This window comes from Acidovorax sp. DW039, from assembly GCF_037101375.1.
In the GTDB taxonomy this organism is placed as follows: domain Bacteria; phylum Pseudomonadota; class Gammaproteobacteria; order Burkholderiales; family Burkholderiaceae_C; genus Acidovorax.
The window spans coordinates 2,936,320-2,954,346 of the sequence record NZ_AP029019.1; the positions used below are offsets into that span (position 1 = coordinate 2,936,320).

Annotated in this window: 14 protein-coding genes; 7 read left to right on the forward strand and 7 right to left on the reverse strand. The window is 62.9% G+C overall.

Translation table 11 applies throughout. The features are described from left to right. The 4 genes from cheB to AACH87_RS13085 all read right to left on the reverse strand — a co-directional run bounded on the left by cheB (position 1) and on the right by AACH87_RS13085 (position 5,806). Positions 1-1,131: a chemotaxis-specific protein-glutamate methyltransferase CheB gene (gene cheB, locus AACH87_RS13070; RefSeq protein WP_338794891.1), complete on the reverse strand. Its 1,131-nt coding sequence runs from the start codon at positions 1,129-1,131 to the stop codon at positions 1-3. A gap of 38 nt (positions 1,132-1,169) precedes the next feature. Continuing rightward, positions 1,170-2,798, reverse strand: coding sequence for a chemotaxis protein CheW (locus tag AACH87_RS13075; protein ID WP_338794892.1), 1,629 nt, complete (start codon positions 2,796-2,798; stop codon positions 1,170-1,172). A 33-nt stretch (positions 2,799-2,831) separates the two neighbouring features. Beyond that, positions 2,832-4,754, reverse strand: coding sequence for a methyl-accepting chemotaxis protein (locus AACH87_RS13080; protein WP_338794893.1), 1,923 nt, complete (start codon positions 4,752-4,754; stop codon positions 2,832-2,834). Between the two features lie 197 nt (positions 4,755-4,951). Further along, complete coding sequence (locus AACH87_RS13085; RefSeq protein WP_338794894.1) at positions 4,952-5,806, reverse strand: type IV pili methyl-accepting chemotaxis transducer N-terminal domain-containing protein; 855 nt, start codon at positions 5,804-5,806, stop codon at positions 4,952-4,954. 243 nt (positions 5,807-6,049) lie between these two features. On the opposite strand from AACH87_RS13085, the gene moaA reads away from it, so the two are divergent. The 4 genes from moaA to AACH87_RS13105 all read left to right on the forward strand — a co-directional run bounded on the left by moaA (position 6,050) and on the right by AACH87_RS13105 (position 9,722). After that, entirely contained in the window at positions 6,050-7,186 is a 1,137-nt protein-coding gene (gene moaA / locus AACH87_RS13090) for a GTP 3',8-cyclase MoaA (protein ID WP_338794895.1), read from the forward strand. Between the two features lie 64 nt (positions 7,187-7,250). Beyond that, positions 7,251-7,877 carry a molybdenum cofactor guanylyltransferase MobA gene (gene mobA, locus AACH87_RS13095; protein WP_338794896.1) on the forward strand — a complete coding sequence of 209 codons (627 nt, stop codon included), beginning with the start codon at positions 7,251-7,253 and terminating at the stop codon, positions 7,875-7,877. Between the two features lie 55 nt (positions 7,878-7,932). Further along, positions 7,933-9,282 carry a gephyrin-like molybdotransferase Glp gene (glp, locus tag AACH87_RS13100; RefSeq protein ID WP_338794897.1) on the forward strand — a complete coding sequence of 450 codons (1,350 nt, stop codon included), beginning with the start codon at positions 7,933-7,935 and terminating at the stop codon, positions 9,280-9,282. Positions 9,283-9,395: 113 nt separating this feature from the next. Beyond that, complete coding sequence (locus AACH87_RS13105) at positions 9,396-9,722, forward strand: thioredoxin family protein (protein WP_338794898.1); 327 nt, start codon at positions 9,396-9,398, stop codon at positions 9,720-9,722. Between the two features lie 54 nt (positions 9,723-9,776). Here the strand turns inward: AACH87_RS13105 and AACH87_RS13110 are convergent, their stop codons facing one another. Beyond that, positions 9,777-10,505 (reverse strand): SIMPL domain-containing protein, encoded by a 729-nt coding sequence (locus AACH87_RS13110; RefSeq protein ID WP_338794899.1) that lies wholly within the window; start codon positions 10,503-10,505, stop codon positions 9,777-9,779. Between the two features lie 228 nt (positions 10,506-10,733). On the opposite strand from AACH87_RS13110, the gene ompR reads away from it, so the two are divergent. Together ompR and AACH87_RS13120 are read left to right on the forward strand one after the other, a co-directional pair. Continuing rightward, positions 10,734-11,465, forward strand: coding sequence for a two-component system response regulator OmpR (gene ompR / locus AACH87_RS13115; protein WP_015014739.1), 732 nt, complete (start codon positions 10,734-10,736; stop codon positions 11,463-11,465). 6 nt (positions 11,466-11,471) lie between these two features. Next, the gene (locus AACH87_RS13120) at positions 11,472-13,001 is read left to right on the forward strand and encodes an ATP-binding protein (protein ID WP_338794901.1); all 1,530 of its coding nucleotides are present in this window, start codon (positions 11,472-11,474) and stop codon (positions 12,999-13,001) included. A 48-nt stretch (positions 13,002-13,049) separates the two neighbouring features. Here AACH87_RS13120 and ispF read toward each other — a convergent pair whose 3' ends face one another. Both ispF and AACH87_RS13130 read right to left on the reverse strand, forming a co-directional pair. After that, positions 13,050-13,529 carry a 2-C-methyl-D-erythritol 2,4-cyclodiphosphate synthase gene (ispF, locus tag AACH87_RS13125; RefSeq protein ID WP_338794902.1) on the reverse strand — a complete coding sequence of 160 codons (480 nt, stop codon included), beginning with the start codon at positions 13,527-13,529 and terminating at the stop codon, positions 13,050-13,052. A gap of 96 nt (positions 13,530-13,625) precedes the next feature. Then, the gene (locus AACH87_RS13130; RefSeq protein ID WP_338794904.1) at positions 13,626-14,444 is read right to left on the reverse strand and encodes a 2-C-methyl-D-erythritol 4-phosphate cytidylyltransferase; all 819 of its coding nucleotides are present in this window, start codon (positions 14,442-14,444) and stop codon (positions 13,626-13,628) included. Positions 14,445-14,540: 96 nt separating this feature from the next. On the opposite strand from AACH87_RS13130, the gene mfd reads away from it, so the two are divergent. Continuing rightward, positions 14,541-18,026: a transcription-repair coupling factor gene (gene mfd, locus AACH87_RS13135; RefSeq protein ID WP_338794905.1), complete on the forward strand. Its 3,486-nt coding sequence runs from the start codon at positions 14,541-14,543 to the stop codon at positions 18,024-18,026. Position 18,027: the final 1 nt, after the last annotated feature.

Sequence of the window (18,027 nt, forward strand, 5' to 3'; positions counted from 1 at the left end):
TCAGGCTCCTTGAAGACGGTCGGCCAGCAGCCAGTCGCGCAGCTGCGCGGCGACCTGCTGACAGGGAAGCACGGCGGATGCACCGCCTTGCGCGATCAGTTCGTGGGGCATGCCAAACACCACGGCGGTATCGGCCGATTCGGCAATGGTGCGCCCACCCTTGCGGCGCAAATCGGCCATTGGCTTGGCACCGTCGTCCCCCATGCCGGTGAGCAGCACCCCCACCAGGCGGGTGGCATCCATGTGCTGCAGGGCGGACTCCATCAGCCGCGACACAGATGGGTGCCACGGGTATGTTCCCGATTCAGGCGTTGGGCGCACGCACAGCTCAGCGCCCAGCGGTGCGACCACCATGTCGGAGCCTCCACGGGCCACGTACACGGTGCCCGCCTGCACGCGCATGGGGCGGTCAACCTCCACTACATTCAGTGGGCACATGGCGTCCATGCGGCGCGCCAGCACCCCCGTGAAGTTGGCGGGCATGTGCTGGGCCAGCAAAACCGGCCACGGGAAGTGCGCTGGAAGCTGGGGCAAAACATCTTCCAGCGTGCGGGGGCCGCCCGTGGATACGCCGATGACCACCAGGCCCTCGGGCAGGCCTTTATGGCTCTGCGGTGCCAGCGTATGGACTTTGGCAGCCGGGGCGCGTGCATGGGCTCCCAAGGCTTCGCTGCGCTGCCGGGTCTGAGCACTGCGCGCAGAGGAAGTGCGCTCTCGACAAGACCGCGCGGCCCGGCCCACACGAGCGCCTGCAGCGGCGCACACCTTGGCAATCAGTTCATGGGCCACCTGCTCGAGATTGAGCGAGATGGTGCCGCCAGGCTTGGCCACACAATCCACCGCGCCCAAGGCCATGGCCTCCAGTGTGGCCAAAGCGCCTTGCTCGGTCAGCGAGCTGACCATGACCACGGGCGTGGGGCGCACCTGCATCATGAGCGACAACGAAGTCAGGCCGTCCATGTCGGGCATGTTCACATCCAGCGTCACCACGTCGGGCTCGCATTCCACCAACCGCTCTACGGCCTCGCGGCCATTGCGTGCGGTCTCTACCGCCATGCCTGCACCCTGCAGCAGCTGGCCCAGGGTGCGGCGCATGAGTGCGGAGTCATCCACTACAAGCACTTTGGTCATGGCGCCCTCTCCTCGCTCATCTCTGTCATTCCACCCGCTCAGGCCGCCAGGGCCACGGGTTGGGGCGTGCTGTGGGCAGAAGAAGCCGGGGCGAGGCCTGCCATGAGCTGCTCAGGCTCAACCAGCATCACCAGGCGGCGATCCCCGTCCAGCTTGGCGACCCGGCGGATCAGCCGTGACTGTTCTTCCGACAGCTCGGGGGCTGGCTCGATGGCACTGGCAGCAATGCGCAGCACCTCGGCTACGGAGTCCACGATGAAGCCGGTGCGCCGCTGGCCAATGTGGTAGACCATGATGCGCTGGCGATCATTGCGATCACAGCGCGAGAGGCCCATGCGGCTGCGCTGGTCAATGACCGGAAGCACCGTGCCGCGCAGGTTGATGACGCCTTCGGCATAGACGGGCGTGCGGGGCACGCGGGTCAGGGTTTCGGGAACGCGCACGATCTCCTGCACGCTCATGATGGGCACGCCGTATTCCTCGCCCGCGAGCCGGAACACCACCACCTGCAGGTCTTCATCGGCCCCGGCACTACTGGCTGTGGCCGAATCCGTGATGCTGAAACCGGTCATGTGTATCTCCTCTGAATGGGGGCTGGCATTGCCTTGATCGAGCAGCTGCGCATTCACTTCGTCGCCCAGCAGCAGCTCCTGCACGCCGGGCAGGCTGGCGATGGACAGCACAGACACCAGGCGGCGGCCATCGTCCAGGCGGCAGATGGAAGAAAACTCCTGCATGGAGCCGTCTTGCGCCAGCAGGGACGGCAAGGGCTCAGAGGCATCTGCAGGTACGGTGATGACTTCCTTGACCGTATCAGTCACCAGCCCGATGGCCGCGCCGTCTGACAGCCCCACCACCACCACGCGCTGGCGCTCGTCATGGTCCACTTCTGGCAAGCCAAACAGGCGCCGCAACCCCACCAACGGCAGCAGACGCTGGCGCAGCGAGATCAGGCCCAGCACATGGGGCGCCGCATGCGGCAATTCGGTGATGGCAGTGGGGCACTGGACGATTTCACGCACATCGGCGATATCCACGCCGTATTCCTGCCCTGCCACCGTAAAGCTCACCAGACGCTGTTCGCCGTCCAGACCATCCTGCGAGGCCGCTGCATCGGGTAGCCCACCCACCGCGGGCGCAGCTCCGGCTGCAGCGCCATGGGCTGCAGCCGCCGCCAGCGTCTGGTTGAGCCGAGCAAACTGGTCTTGCACCACCTTGGCCAAATCGAGCACCAGCACCAGCTCGGTCCCCTGCGCGCCCTGGCGCTGGATCACGCCGGTGAGGTAGTCGCCATGGGCCAGCGAACGAAACTGCCGGGCGGGCACCACCTCGTGGGGCTGGACATGGATCACGCTGCGAACCTGGTCCACCAGAAAGCCGAACAACTGCCCGCTTTCGATCACCACAGCGCGGGTGGCATCGTCGCTTTCGCGCTCTTCCAGCCCAAAAATCAGCCGTAGGTTGAGCACGGGCAGGATGCGCCCGCGCAGGTTGGCCAGGCCATCCAGGGCGCGGGGGGCCAAGGGCAGGCGCGCCACATCGGGCGCACGGATGATCTCCTGCACGGGTGCCAAGGGCACGGCAAACACTTCTTCAGCCACGCTGAAGGTCACAAACTGACCTTCAGCACAGCCCGTATCGGTCACGGTTTCGTCGCTGGGGCGCATGGCAGCTTCCTCGCGCTAGGGAACAGGCAGCCTTCAGGAGCTTTGCAGCTCATCGGCCAACGAAGCGATCTCCTCAATCGCGGCAGAAAGCTCTTCCGCCCCTTGCGACTGCTGTTTGGCCGCTGCGGCGGCCTGCTCTGCGGCCTTTTCTGCCTGCGCGGCAGCGGCAGAGACCTGGTCCACTCCCACCTTGACCTGTGTGAGGGCGGTCAGGATTTCGTCGGAAGCCTGCACCGCCGCCTCGTTACCAGAGACGAGCGCGGCCACATCGCCTTCCATCGTCTGCAGGCCGGTGGTGATGCCACGCGCTTTTTCCGCTTCTACCTGCGCCGCGCCCATGATTTCGGACAGATCACGGCCCACGAGAGAAATCTGGTCCTGGATGCTCTTGACCAAGTCCTTGATGCGGTCGGCGTTCTCTGCCGAGTCATGGGCGAGGTTGCGTATATCGGTGGCCACCACCACAAAGCCCTTGCCGTACTCTCCCGCGCGGGCTGCTTCAATGCTGCCGTTCACAGCCAGCATGTTGGTCTGGATCGACACCTGGGTGATGGCGTCCACGATCTTGTCGATCTTGCGGCTCACCAGCTCCAGCGCCTTGACCTGCTGCGTGCTGGCCCGGGTGGACTCGACGCCCGCAGAGATGCTGGCAATCAAGCCATCAATCAACGACTTGCTCTCGCCCATCAGGGTCTGGATGGTCTCGGCCCGCTCACGGCCTACCCCTGCGCGAGAGGATGCCAGCTGAGCGCCCTTTTCGATCTGGGTGATGGATGCAGCGGATCGGGAAGTAGCTAGCGATTGGGCCTGGGCCCCTTTGCGAATCTGGTCCAGCGCCACCATGATTTGCGAGGCAGAGCGGTTGATTTCCTGCACCACGCTGGCCAGCTCTTCGGCGGCAGAAGCGACCTCTTCCGCGCTCTTGCCAATATCGGTGCTGGTCTTGAGTTCGTCGGCCAGCTCAGACAGGTTTTGAGCGGTTTGCTCACACTCGGACAGCGCGGCGCTTTGCTCCTGCACGGTCTTGGCGGCCTCTTCGCAGGCGGAGCTTTGCTCGGTGGCTGCAGCGGCAATGGTCTCGGCCCCTCTGAGCGCTTCCTTGGAAGCGACATCTGACTGCGAAGCCGATGTAGCAATCTCCGTCGCCCCTGCCACGATCTGCGCGGCATCGGTGCCGATGCGCTGGAGCTGGTCGAGGATCGCACCACTCTTGTCCACTTCGGCCTGCACTGCCACGGCGGCCGAGTTGATGCCCTGGGAGATGTCGTTCACATCCGACTGGATCTGCGCCACCAGTTCCTGGATCTGCTTGGCACTTTTTTCGCTGGTTTCGGCCAGGGTGCGCACCTCATCGGCCACCACGGCAAAACCTTTGCCGTGCTGCCCGGCGCGGGCTGCCTCGATGGCAGCGTTGAGTGCGAGCAGATTGGTCTGGTCGGCAATGCGCGCCACCGCCTTCACGATGTCGCCGATGCTCGACGCCTGGCGCTCCAGCTCGCCCACCATCTTCACGGACTCTGCCTGCCGCTGGGCGGCTACGTTCACATTGGAGATGGTGGCGCGCACATCGTCATTCATGCCAGTCACCAGCTTCTGCATGCCTTCGGCACGCTTCTGGGCCAGCTGAGCCGCATCGAGCTGCCGCGTAATGGCATCGCCGATCTGGGTGATGGCAGCCAATGACTGCTGCGCCGCACCGGAGGCCTCTTCAGCGCCGCTGGCAATCTGGTCGCTGGCGCGCTTGAGTTCCTCGGCAGCAGAAGCCGCCTCATTCACACCCGACGCAAGTTGCGTGGCGGCACTGGCAACGCGCTCGGAAGCCTGCTGCTGCTTGGCCAGCGTTCGCGCCCGCTTGCGTTGCAGTTCAGCATCCTTGCTGACCTGCCGACCGATTCCGTGACTGCCCTGCCCGGGCACGACGGCCTTGGCATCGGTTTGGCGCATGACCAGTGACATGAGTAGCTCCTTTGGTTCGCGTTGCGCGATAGGTTTCAAATTGCAACGCAAATTTGCCATATTTGAATAATATGGTCAATCTGATAACAAACAAAGGAGCAAAAATTAAATTCACGCGGTTTTAAAGCTGCATAGATTTTCTTAATTTGATAAATTTGTTAACCATTTGTCTTGGCACCTTGATCCACGAGGGAGGATCAGCCCAGCACCTCCCTGAGTGCCGCGTCGTACAACGTCGTCAGGCGGTCCATCACTTCCAGCAGGCGCTCGCTGGTGGTGGCCACGGCGGCCAGGCCCTGCGCGTCGGGGTTGCGGCGTATCGCAGGTTCAAAGAACAGCCATTGCGATTGCCCCAGCTCCAGCTCTGTACGAATGGCGGGGGTGGACACGGGAGCCGATGCCAACACCTGCAGTGCCTGCTTGAACTCCTGGGCGTCTGCGGTGATCTGCGCCTGGGCCTGGGCCTTTGCATCCATGCCTGCAGCCAGCATGAAATAGTTCTTGGCCATGCGCTGCGACAGCATGCGCTGGCGGCCCGCCATGTTCACCAGCTTGGCGCTGGGTGCACGGGCCAGTTTCTCCAGTGATTCGGTTGCAGTCTGTGCTGCGGCCATCATGCGGTCTGCCTGTTCCCCTACGGCAGCGGCTGCAGCCTTGGAAGGGGCCACCGCCGTCAGGGTGTTCAGAATGGCGTATTGCTTCTGGATTTCCTCCAGCTGGCGGTTCAGCTCGGCAGGCCATGCCCCGGCCTGCGATCCCTTGCCCAGGTCCGCAGCACCAGCCTGCGCCTGCTTGCGCACCTTGGCCAGAACGTCCTGCGCCACTTCAGGCATGACCTGCAAATGCTGCTGGCAATAGGCTTTGGCCATCCGTTGCGACAGCGCCCGAAAAGAACCCGACACATTGATCGCCGCCGAAAGGGCCATCTGTGCCTGCACCGTGACGGCCCAGCTGGGAAGCACAACCCCCGCAGTGACCCATTGCACCATGCGGCGACGTTGGCGAGACCAGGAAACTGCGGTGTGCGTGGAGTGTGTGTTGTGACATGCCATGGCCAGACTCAGCCTTTCGGGTAAACAGGTGAAAAGACAGGATGAAAGGCAAAAAACATTCATCCCAGATGCATAAATTGTGTAAACAAGGCGAACACCCGGCCTTGCGCCAGATCAATGCGCACATCGCAGCTGGCAGCGAAGATGACTCCGGAATGGATGCAGGCCTGAAACCTTGACGCGCATCAAGACAATGAAGAACTTGCGGCGCGTCGGAAACAGGCCTTCGGGCACAATTCGGGCATGGCTGAACGTGTCATTCCCCTGGTGGACCTGCGCCGCGCTGACTTGCCAGCCCAGGTTCCTTTGCATCCCTCACAGGCCACCGGTCTGCTGGTGGACACGCTGGGGCGCCCGCTGCGTGACCTGCGCATCAGCGTGACGGACCGCTGCAACTTCCGCTGCAACTACTGCATGCCCAAGGAAGTTTTTGACAAGGACTACCCCTACCTTCCACACAGCGCGCTGCTGAGCTTTGAGGAAATCACCCGCCTGGCCAGCCTGTTCCTTGCCCACGGCGTGCGAAAAATCCGCCTGACCGGCGGCGAGCCCCTGCTGCGCAAAAACGTGGAGGCGTTGATCACCCAGCTGGCCCAGTTGCGCACGGTGGACGGCAAGCCCCCGGACCTCACACTGACGACCAACGGATCGCTGCTGGCGCGCAAGGCACGCGCTCTGAAGGAAGCGGGCCTGAACCGGGTGACGGTGAGCCTGGACGGACTGGACGACGCGGTGTTCCGCCGCATGAACGACGTGGACTTTCCGGTGGCAGACGTGCTGGAAGGCATTGAGGCCGCGCACGCTGCAGGCCTGTCGCACATCAAGGTCAACATGGTGGTCAAGCGCGGCACCAACGACCACGAAATCCTGCCCATGGCCCGGCATTTTCGTGGCACGGGCACGACCCTGCGGTTCATCGAGTACATGGACGTAGGCGCAACCAACGGCTGGCGCATGGACGAAGTCCTGCCCTCGGTTGAACTCATCCAACGCCTGCAAGCCGAACTGCCCCTGATCCCCCTGGCCCCCAGCAGCGCAGGAGAAACCGCGGAACGCTGGGGCTATGCCGATGCGGCAGGCCAGCATGACCCGGCGCTGGGCGAGGTGGGCGTCATCAGCAGCGTGACCCAGGCTTTCTGCCGCGACTGCAATCGCGCCCGCCTCTCCACCGAAGGCAAGCTCTACTTGTGCCTGTTCGCGTCACAGGGCTACGACCTGCGCAGCCTGCTGCGCGGCGGTGCCAACGACGCAGAGATTGCCGCAGCACTTGCCCCCATCTGGCAGCAGCGCAAGGACCGCTACTCTGAGCTGCGTGGCACCCTGCCGCCTGAAATGTCATCGGGTGGTCGGCGTGTGGAAATGAGCTACATCGGTGGATGATGCGCCCGATCCGTGGGCACCGCCCGCCCAGTTTTCTTTTGAAGATTTAAAAAGCACTCCCTGCATGATTGATACCCAAGACATCACCGGCCTGGTTCTCGCCGGAGGCCGTGGCTCCCGCATGGGGGGCGTGGACAAAGGCCTGCAGACCTTTCGGGGCTTGCCACTGGCTTTGCACACGCTGATGCGGCTGCAACTGCAGGTGGGCGCGACGCTGATCAATGCCAACCGCAATCTGGCTGCATATGAATCGTTTGGCGCCCCGGTGTGGCCAGATGCCACCAGCGATTACGCAGGCCCGCTGGCGGGCTTTCTGACCGGGCTGGAACGTTGCGAGACGCCGTGGCTGCTGACGGTGCCCTGTGATACCCCGCTATTCCCACTGGACCTGGCCACCCGCATGGCGCAGGCGGCAGACGAGCAGCAGGCCGACATTGCCATGGCCGCAGCGCCAGAAGACGATGGCAGCGGCCACACCACGGTACGCACACAGCCCGTGTTCTGCCTGCTGCGGGTGAATCTGCTGGATAGTCTGGTGCGCTTTACCCAGGCCGGTGGGCGCAAGATTGATGCATGGACGGCCCAGCACCATTGCGTGACCGTGCCGTTCGATCAGCCCGGCGACGACCCCAAGGCGTTTTTCAATGCCAACACCCTGGCCGAGCTGCAGGCGCTGGAAAAGGACGCCTGACCCCGCCCCGCCCCACCTCCAGAGCCCTACGCACTGACTGCATTCCTGCATTTCCATGAAAACCATTGCCCAGATTGCCGCTGAACTGGAAGGCTATGACCCCCAGGCTTTGCATGCCGATCAAGTCAACGCCTTCTTGCACAAGCTGGTTCAGCCGGTGGCTGAAGCCGAGGAAGTGGGCGTTTTTGAAGCCCTGGGCCGGGTGCTGGCGCAAGATGTGATCTCCCCCATCAGCGTGCCCCCACACGACAACTCGGCCATGGATGGCTATGCGTTTGCGGGCAGCCAGCTGGTGGCGGGCCAGCCGCTCACGCTGCGCAGCGTGGGCACTGCGCTGGCAGGCAAGGCGTGGGTGGGCAGCCTGCAACCCGGTGAGTGCGTGAAGATCATGACCGGAGCCATCATGCCCACCGGTCTGGACACCGTGGTCCCCCAGGAGTTCACCACCGCACAGGGTGACCAGATCACCATCGCCCCTGACATATTGCGCCTGGGCGACAACCGCCGCTTCAAGGGCGAAGACCTGATGGAAGGCAGCGTGGCACTGGCCCGTGGGGAGCTGCTGACCCCAGCGGCCCTCGGCCTCATCGCCAGCCTGGGCCTCAAAACGGTGCGCGTATCACGCCGCTTGCGGGTGGCCTATTTTTCTACCGGTGACGAAATCCTGAGCCTGGGCGAGCCCCCGCGCGAAGGCGCGGTGTACGACAGCAACCGCTACACCGTGTTTGGCCTGCTCACCCGGCTAGGAGTGGAGGTGATCGACATGGGCGTGGTGCGCGACGACCCTGCCCTGTTGGAAACCGCCTTCACCACCGCAGCGCAATGCGCCGACGCCATCATCACCAGCGGCGGGGTGAGTGTGGGCGAAGCAGACCACACCCGCGCGATGATGAAAAAGCTGGGCGACGTGGCCTTCTGGCGCATCGCCATGCGGCCCGGTCGCCCCATGGCGGTGGGGCAGATTGCTGCAGCGCCAGCGCAGGCAAAAACGGCCTCCAGCGCTGATAAATCAAGCGCAGGCAGCTATCAAAATGATAACAACCAAACCGCGGAAGCCATCCTGTTCGGCTTGCCTGGAAACCCGGTGGCGGTGATGGTGACCTTCCTGGCCTTTGTGCGCCCCGCCCTGCTGCGCATGATGGGCAGCACACGCCCGGCCCCACCGCTGCTGCGGGCCGCCAGTACCGAAGCCATGCGCAAAAAGCCGGGACGCACCGAATACCAGCGTGGCACCGTCACCACCGCGGCAGATGGCAGCCTGCAGGTTCGCACCACCGGCAACCAGGGCTCGGGCGTGCTCAGCTCCATGGTGCAGGCCAATGGTCTGATCGTGTTGCACCACCACCAGGGCAATGTGGCCGCGGGGGATACGGTGGACGTGATGCTTTTTGATGGCGTGATCTAGACCCGCCAACGGCCCTTAGGTTTCTTGTTCCGTCTTGTCGTGAGGCGGCATCCGACACCGCACAGTGTCGTTCAGCGGTATGAATAAGAGATTCGCCTCATCAAGGAAGCCTCATGCCCTATACATCGCAGCACCTCGCAGAGCCACCCACACGCGAAGCGGTAGACGCCTTGCAGGGAACGGCCGTCATTGAATTTGGCACGCCTTGGTGTCCGCACTGCCTGCGGGCCCAGCCGTTCATCGAGCAGGCCTTGCTGCGCCTGCCCCAAATGCAGCACATCAAAGTGGAAGACGGGCCCGGCAAAAGGCTGGGGCGCAGCTTTAAGGTCAAGCTGTGGCCCACGCTGGTGGTGCTGAAGGATGGGCTGGAGATAGCCCGCGTGGTGCGCCCCACCACGCAGGCTGAGGTCGACGAGGCTCTAGCAAGTCTGGCGGGATAGACGTCGCGAACGACAGCTCCCGCCAGCTTCAAGAATTGCGCAGCGGACCCGCCATCAGCGCATCTGCACCGAGCCAGACACGCTGATCTGCACCTGTTCACGTCCAGGCTGCACAGGCACGGGCGCTGCCGCAAAGGAAGCCATCTTCTCGCGCATGGGTGCAGCGCCCATCAGCGTGACCGTGCTCATGCCGGAGCCCGAGACACTCACTTCCCGCAACCCATAGCCGCCAAAGCCAAAGGCTTGGGTCAGCTCGGCAGCGCGCACCTTGAACTGCTCAATCGCCTGCACCTGGGCCTCGCTTTCAGCTTTGGCCCTGGCCTCGCGCGACAGGGCAAAAGTCACATCGCTGACCGCCATGGACGAAAGCTTTCCCGCCATCGCGGTGATGCGGGCAAAGTCCCTCCCCTGTAGACGCAACTCGGCCTGACCATGCCAACCCATCACCTTCTCGTCTTTGCCATAGCGGGGCGACAGGCTGAAATTGCCGGTAGACACATCCATCTGCCCTGGCTGGGCAGATGCCTTGGCCTCTGCCAGAGCGGCATCCAGAATCTGCTTGAGCTGGGTCTGTGCCGCAGCCAGTGTGTTGGCATCCTTGGTCGCCGTCAGGGTGATGACCAGCAAGTCCTGCTGCACTTCCACCATGCCTGTGGCAGACAACTGCATCACATTGCGCGGCTCGGCCGCCACCGATACCGGTGCAACGGCTGATTGCGCAAAAGCGGCATTACCGCCCGCCAAAAAAGCGCAGGCAGCTACCAAATAAATAGCATTTTTCATCCATCAGTTCCTTTGAATTGGGCAAGACTCCACAGTCAGGCACCCTTCCCAACCATTCATATCCGACCCATACAGTGCAGTGTGTAGGCGCTGGCCGCAAAGCCGAGTCGGACAAGGCAGACTGTTGGGCAAAACTTGTAACAGTTGGTCAAACCCGAGGGCAAAACACGAACTTTGGCGTCCAACTTGGTCAGAATCCGCTCTGTTACAAATTGGACTGAGATCAATATGGCCACAACACCCAACCGTACCGACAAAGTTCTTGTGGTGGATGACGACGCCCGCATCCGCGACTTGCTGCGCCGCTATCTGACCCAGGAAGGCTTCGAAGTCATGGTGGCGGAAGACGGCAAAGCCCTCAACCGGCTGCTGCTGCGCGAAACTGTGGACATCATCGTGCTGGACCTGATGATGCCCGGCGAAGATGGCCTGTCGATCTGCCGCCGCCTGCGCGCTGCCAATGACCGCACTCCCATCATCATGCTCACCGCCAAGGGTGAGGATGTAGACCGCATCGTGGGCCTGGAAGTAGGTGCCGACGACTACCTGGGCAAGCCTTTCAATCCCCGAGAACTCCTGGCCCGTATCCACGCCGTGCTGCGCCGCCGCCCAGCCCAAGAGGCGCCCGGCGCACCCTCCGGCGACAACGAAGTGGTCACCTTCGGCCCCTTCACCTTTGACCTGGGTACCCGCGCCCTGCAGCGCAACGGTGAAGAGTTGCCTTTGACCACCGGCGAATTCGCTATGCTCAAGGCTCTGGTGCGCCACCCGCGCCAGCCGCTGTCGCGTGAGAAGCTGGCCCTGCTGGCGCGTGGCCGCGAATTCGAGCCCTTTGACCGCAGCCTGGATGTCCAGGTTTCGCGCCTGCGCAAGCTGGTAGAAGTGGACGCAGCAGCGCCCCGCTACATCCAGACCGTGTGGGGTGTGGGCTATGTGTTTGTACCGGACGGAACGAGCTAATTCACAATGAACAAGCCTGACGGCAATACCCGGCCACGCAGGCGCACATCGGAAGGATCGCCAGCAGACGCCACCAGCCCCGCACCGCTGGAGTCGTCTCTGCGCATTTCCCGCGAGCAACGTGCCCGCGTGGGTCTGAACCTCTTCTGGCGCACCTTCTTCTTGCTGGCTCTGCTGCTGGTGGGCAGCATTCTGGCGTGGCTGCAGACGCTGCGGGCGCTTGAGTTCGAGCCCCGCACCCTGCAGACTGCGCAGCAGATCGCCTCGCTGGTCAATCTCAGCCGCGCGGCGCTGGTGCACTCCGACGCCATCGCTCGGGTCTCTCTGATCAAAACGATGGCCGACCAGGAAGGCGTGCGCATCCTGCCCCGCGAGCCCAATGACAAGTACACCCTGCTGGATGGCAGTGCGCTGGGGAATCGCCTCACGGAAGAACTCACCACACGGCTTGGCCCAGACACCATCGTGGCGCAGAACGTGAACGGCGAAAACGGGCTGTGGGTGGGCTTCAACATCAACGGAGACCCCAACTGGCTGTTGATGGACCGCTCCCGCTTCAGTCCTGCGGGAGGGCGCACTTGGCTCATCTGGCTGATTACGGCGGGGGCGTTGTCTCTAGCCGGTGCAGCAGCTATTGCCCGCCTGATCAATCGGCCGCTCAAGCAGCTCTCCTATGCCGCCAATCGCGTGCGCGATGGGGACTTTGCAGCCAGCCATCTGGATGAAGAGGTGGTCACCAGCGAGATCCGCGAGGTCAATATTGGCTTCAACCGCATGGCACAAAAGCTTGCCAAGCTCGAGCAAGACCGGGCTGTGATGCTGGCGGGTATCTCACACGACCTGCGCACACCCCTGGCACGCCTGCGGCTCGAAACCGAAATGAGCGTGACCGATGACATCGCCCGCGAACACATGGTGGCCGATATTGTTCAGCTGGACGCCACCATCGACAAGTTTCTGGACTACGCGCGCCCTGACCACGTCACCCTCACACCCGTGAACCTGCACGCCGTGGTGTCGTCCTGCGTGTATGCCGTACAGGACCATCGGGAACTACAGATCACGATGCAGGTGCCCGAAGACCTGAACGTGCTGGCGGATGAGGTGGAACTGGCGCGGGTGATCTCCAACCTGCTGGAGAACGCACGCCGCTATGGCAAGAATCCGGTGACAGGCGTGACCAGCGTGGACATTGCAGCCAAGGGGCGGGAGAGCTGGGTTTTACTCAAGCTGCGCGACCATGGCGAAGGGGTACCGCCCGAGCAACTGTCCAATCTCACCAAGCCCTTCTTCCGTGGCGACTCCGCCCGCACGGCAGCCGCGGGTGCTGGACTGGGACTGTCGATTGTTGACAAGACCGTTCAGCGCATGGGCGGCATTTTTGCGTTGGCCAACTCCAGTACAGGTGGGTTGGTTGCACATATCCAGTTGCAGCGCGCCACTGAGCTACCTGCGGGGGTAGACCCCAAGCAGCGCCTCCAGCGCCCAGCGGTCAAACGGCATTTGCCACGAAAGCGCGCTCAAGAGCAGGCCTGAACCGATCCATCCTCTGTGCTCCCTCGGGGCCAGGGGACGAAGAGATGTTCAGGGCCGGTAAATGAGCGCAGCCGCCCGCGCCTCCATGGCCAGCTGCTGCCCCACCGGCCCGAGGCGCTCTGCTGTTTTGGCTTTGACGTTCACCCGGTCCACCTCAATACCCAGTGCCTGTGCAATGCAGGTGCGCATGGCGGGGATATGGGTAGCGAGGCGGGGAGCCTGGGCCACCACCGTGCTGTCAACATTACCAATTTCAAAACCGGCAGCGCGCACCCGGCGGGCCGCCTCGGTCAGCAAGACGGCTGAATCTGCACCGCGGAATTTCGCATCGGTGTCAGGAAAATGGGTTCCGATATCGCCTAACGCAGCGGCTCCCAGGATGGCGTCGGTGATGGCATGCAGCAATACATCTGCGTCTGAATGCCCCAGCAGCCCCATGGCGTGAGGAATCGTCACACCACCAATCACCAAAGGACGCCCAGGCACCAAAGCGTGCACATCCCAGCCTTCGCCAATCCTGAAATTCATTGATCCACTTCCTGCCCTTAGGGCCTCAACGCGCGTGTTCTACGCTTGAAAATCTTACCGCTCACCTGCGGCGACCCACCGCCTACCACGTCGCAATCAGGAGCGGGGTGCAGCCGCGCCCCATGCACCGCCAAAGCGCTCCAGCGTCGTGCCATGGCCCCGTTGTGCCAACACCGCACTGGCCAGAGCAAAATCATCCGGGTAGGTAACCTTGAAGTTCTGCGCCCCGCCGGGTACCAGCCGCGGATGCAGCCCCACGGCTTCCATGGCGCTCGCTTCATCCGTCACAGCGGGGCCAATGCGTTCGATGGCGTCCATCAATGGGCCGATGCGAAACATCTGCGGGGTCTGCGCCAGCCACTTGTCGCTCCGATCCACGGTACTGGCCACACGCACTCCACCAGGCCCGTCGATGGAGGTTTTGAGCGTATCAGGCAACTTATGCGCAAGCAGCCCTCCCACACCATCGTTGGCACAGGTGTCAATCAGGCTGTCGATCAGCGTGGATGTGATGAGGCAACGCGCTGCATCATGCACTAGCACCCAGTCCTGTGGCTGCGCCCCCCTTGCAAGCAAGGCTTTGAGCCCCCCCAGCACCGTATCGGCACGCGTGGGACCACCGCAGGGCACCGTAAAGAAAGACGGATGGGGATACGCATCCAGAAATTGATCACCCGCAGCCACCGCCACCAACGTACCCAGCAAGCGGCTGACCCCTGCAAAAGCCGCCAGGGTGTGCAACACCATGGGTTGCCCTGCCACCAGGTGGTATTGCTTGGGGAGGGCACCAGCCGCCGAAGCTGCCGCAGGGGCAGCCACCGCACGCAGCCCCACGCCCGCACAAGGAATCAGAGCCCAAAAACGACCTTGGGCTGACAGGGGAAGAGGGGCTGTGGGCAAGAGCGGTGCAGTCATGAGGGGCTCATTCTAGAATCTCCTTTCCCCGCTGCACCCGGCCCGTGCGCGCACCGCGCCCCAGGGGGTGCCCCGGGGCTGCAGACACTGTCCCGCATGGAACTCCCCAAACTCAATCCCGGTAAACGTTTCACCCTGCCCCGCCCTGTGGGCAGCGCAGATGCCCTGCTTCTGGCCCGCCTGGCCGAACGCGACAAGGCCGGTGGTCGCACCACAGCCATCGTCACGGCAGACGCGACGGATGCGCAGCGCCTGATCGAAGAGATGGCCTTTTTTGCACCGGGCCTGCGCTGCGCACTGTTCCCTGATTGGGAGACATTGCCCTACGACACGTTCTCGCCCCACCAGGACCTGATCAGCGAACGCCTGGCCACTTTGTGGCGCATCAGCCAGAAAGACAAGGACACGGGGGCAGACGTGGTGGTGGTCCCTGCCACCACAGCGCTCTACCGGCTGGCACCTCCCTCGTTCCTGGCGGGCTACACCTTTCATTTCAAGGTCAAGCAAAAGCTGGACGAAGCCAAGTTCAAGGCCCAGCTCACTCTGGCGGGCTACGCTCACGTATCGCAGGTGGTCAGCCCTGGCGAATACGCGGTGCGCGGTGGGTTGATTGACCTGTTTCCGATGGGTTCGCTGGTGCCTTACCGCGTGGATCTGTTTGATGACGAGATCGACAGCATCCGCACCTTTGACCCCGACACGCAGCGCAGCCTGTACCCGGTGCCTGAAGTGCGCCTGCTTCCGGGCCGTGAGTTCCCCATGGATGATGACGCGCGGGCCAAGTTCAGGAGCCGCTGGCGCGAGATGCTGGAGGGGGACCCCACCAAGAGCCGCATCTACAAGGACATGGGCAATGGCGTGGCCACAGCGGGCATCGAGTACTACCTGCCATTGTTCTTTGATGACACGGCAACGGTGTTCGACTACCTCGGAGCAGAAGCCACCGTCGTGCTGCATGGTGATCTGGAGCCAGCGTTCCAGCGCTTTTGGCAAGACACCCGTGAGCGGTATCGCTTGGTGCAAGGAGACCCCGAGCGCCCCGCCCTGCCGCCAGAGGCACTGTTCCTCTCCATCGACCAGTTCTACACGCGCGCCAATCACCACGCACAGCTATCGCTGCGCCCCGGTGTGCAGGACGTAGAAGACAACCCCCACTTCCAGAAGCTCGGGGACCTGTCGGTGGTGCGTGGTGCTGAAGACCCCTTGGCTCGCCTGCATACCCACCTGCGCAACACGCAGCATCGTGTTTTGTTGCTGGCCGAGAGCGATGGCCGCCGCGAAAGTCTGCTCGATTTTCTGCGCGCCAGTGGCGTCAATCCCCCTGCATTCGATTCGCTTTCTGCATTTCAAGCCGATGGCAGCGAGAAGGTAGGCATTGCCACTGCAGGGTTGACGGTGGGTTTCAGCTGGGTAGAGGACGGCATCGATTTCGTGACAGAAACCGAGCTGTTTGCGGCAGGGCCAACCACACGCCGCCGTAAAAAGCAGGAGCAGGTCAGCGATGTGGAAGCGCTGATCAAGGACCTGTCGGAGCTGAACCTGGGCGACCCGGTGGTGCACAGCGCGCACGGCATTGGCCGCTACCGCGGCCTGATCAACATGGACGTGGGCAACAAGAACCCCGACGGTACGCCCGCCCTGCAAGAGTTTCTGCATCTGGAGTATGCGGACAAGGCTGTTCTGTACGTGCCTGTGAGCCAGTTGCAGCTCATCAGCCGCTACACGGGCGTCAGCGCCGACGAAGCCCCGCTGCACAAGCTGGGTAGCGGCCAGTGGGAGAAGGCCAAGCGCAAGGCTGCAGAACAGGTGCGCGACAGCGCGGCCGAACTGCTCAACATCTACGCCCGCCGCGCCGCACGCGAAGGCCATGCCTTCCGCTACAGCCCGCAGGACTATGAGACCTTTGCCAACGATTTCGGCTTTGAAGAAACGGCCGACCAGAACGCGGCCATCCATGCTGTCATCCAGGACATGATCAGCCCGCGCCCCATGGACAGGCTGGTCTGCGGCGACGTGGGTTTCGGCAAGACGGAAGTGGCCCTGCGCGCTGCCTTTGTGGCGGTAACCGGGGGCAAGCAGGTGGCTTTTCTGGCACCTACCACGCTGCTGGCTGAACAGCACTACCAGACGCTGGTGGATCGTTTCAGCAAATGGCCGGTGAAAATTGCCGAAGTCTCCCGGTTCCGCTCAGGCAAAGAGATCACTGCCGCCATCAAGGGCATTGCCGATGGCACGGTGGACATCGTGGTCGGCACCCACAAGCTGCTGTCCGAGTCCACCAAGTTCGCCAACCTGGGTTTGCTCATCATTGACGAAGAACACCGCTTTGGGGTACGCCACAAGGAGCAGATGAAGCAGCTGCGCGCCGAGGTGGATGTGCTCACCCTCACCGCCACCCCCATCCCGCGCACGCTGGGCATGGCGCTGGAAGGGCTGCGTGACCTGAGCGTTATCGCCACCGCGCCGCAGCGGCGTCTGGCCATCAAGACTTTCGTACGCAACGAGGGCACCGGCGTGATCCGCGAAGCGGTGCTGCGCGAACTCAAGCGTGGCGGCCAGTGCTACTTTCTGCACAACGAGGTCGAGACCATCGAAAACCGCCGCCAGAAGCTAGAAGAAATCCTGCCCGAAGCCCGCATTGCCGTGGCCCACGGCCAGATGCCCGAGCGCGAACTGGAACGTGTGATGCGTGACTTTGTGGCGCAGCGCTTCAACATCCTCCTGTGCTCGACCATCATCGAGACCGGCATCGACGTGCCCACGGCCAACACCATCATCATGAGCCGCGCCGACAAGTTTGGTCTGGCACAGCTGCACCAGTTGCGCGGGCGTGTGGGCCGCAGCCACCACCAAGCCTATGCCTACCTGATGGTGCCTGATGTGGAGGGATTGACCAAGCAGGCGCAGCAGCGTCTGGAAGCTATCCAGCAGATGGAGGAGCTTGGCAGTGGCTTCTACCTGGCCATGCATGACCTGGAAATCCGGGGTGCGGGCGAAGTGCTGGGCGAGAGCCAAAGCGGCAACATGCTGGAAGTTGGCTTCCAGCTCTACAACGAGATGCTCAGTGAAGCCGTGAAGGCGCTGAAGGCGGGCAAAGAGCCGGACCTGCTCTCACCTCTGTCAGTCACCACCGACATCAATCTGCACGCACCGGCGCTGCTACCCGATGATTACTGCGGCGACGTACACCTGCGTCTGTCGTTCTACAAGAAACTGGCTACAGCCAAGACCAGCGACCAGATCGACGGCCTGCTGGAAGAAATCGTAGACCGCTTTGGCAAGCTGCCGCCGCAAGCACAGACGCTCATCGACGTGCACCGCCTGCGGGTTTTGAGCCAGCCCTACGGGGTGGTGAAGGTGGATGCTGCGCCTGGTGTGATCAACATTACCTTCCGGCCCCAGCCTCCTGTGGACCCGATGCGCATCATTGAGCTGATCCAGAAGAACAAGCACATCAAGCTGGCGGGCAACGAGAAGCTGCGGATTGAAAGAGAGCTTCAGGAGCCCAAGGACCGCGCACAGATGGTGCGCGATGTGCTGCGCTCGCTCGGACAACCGCTCAACACGGCTGTTGCGGCCTAGC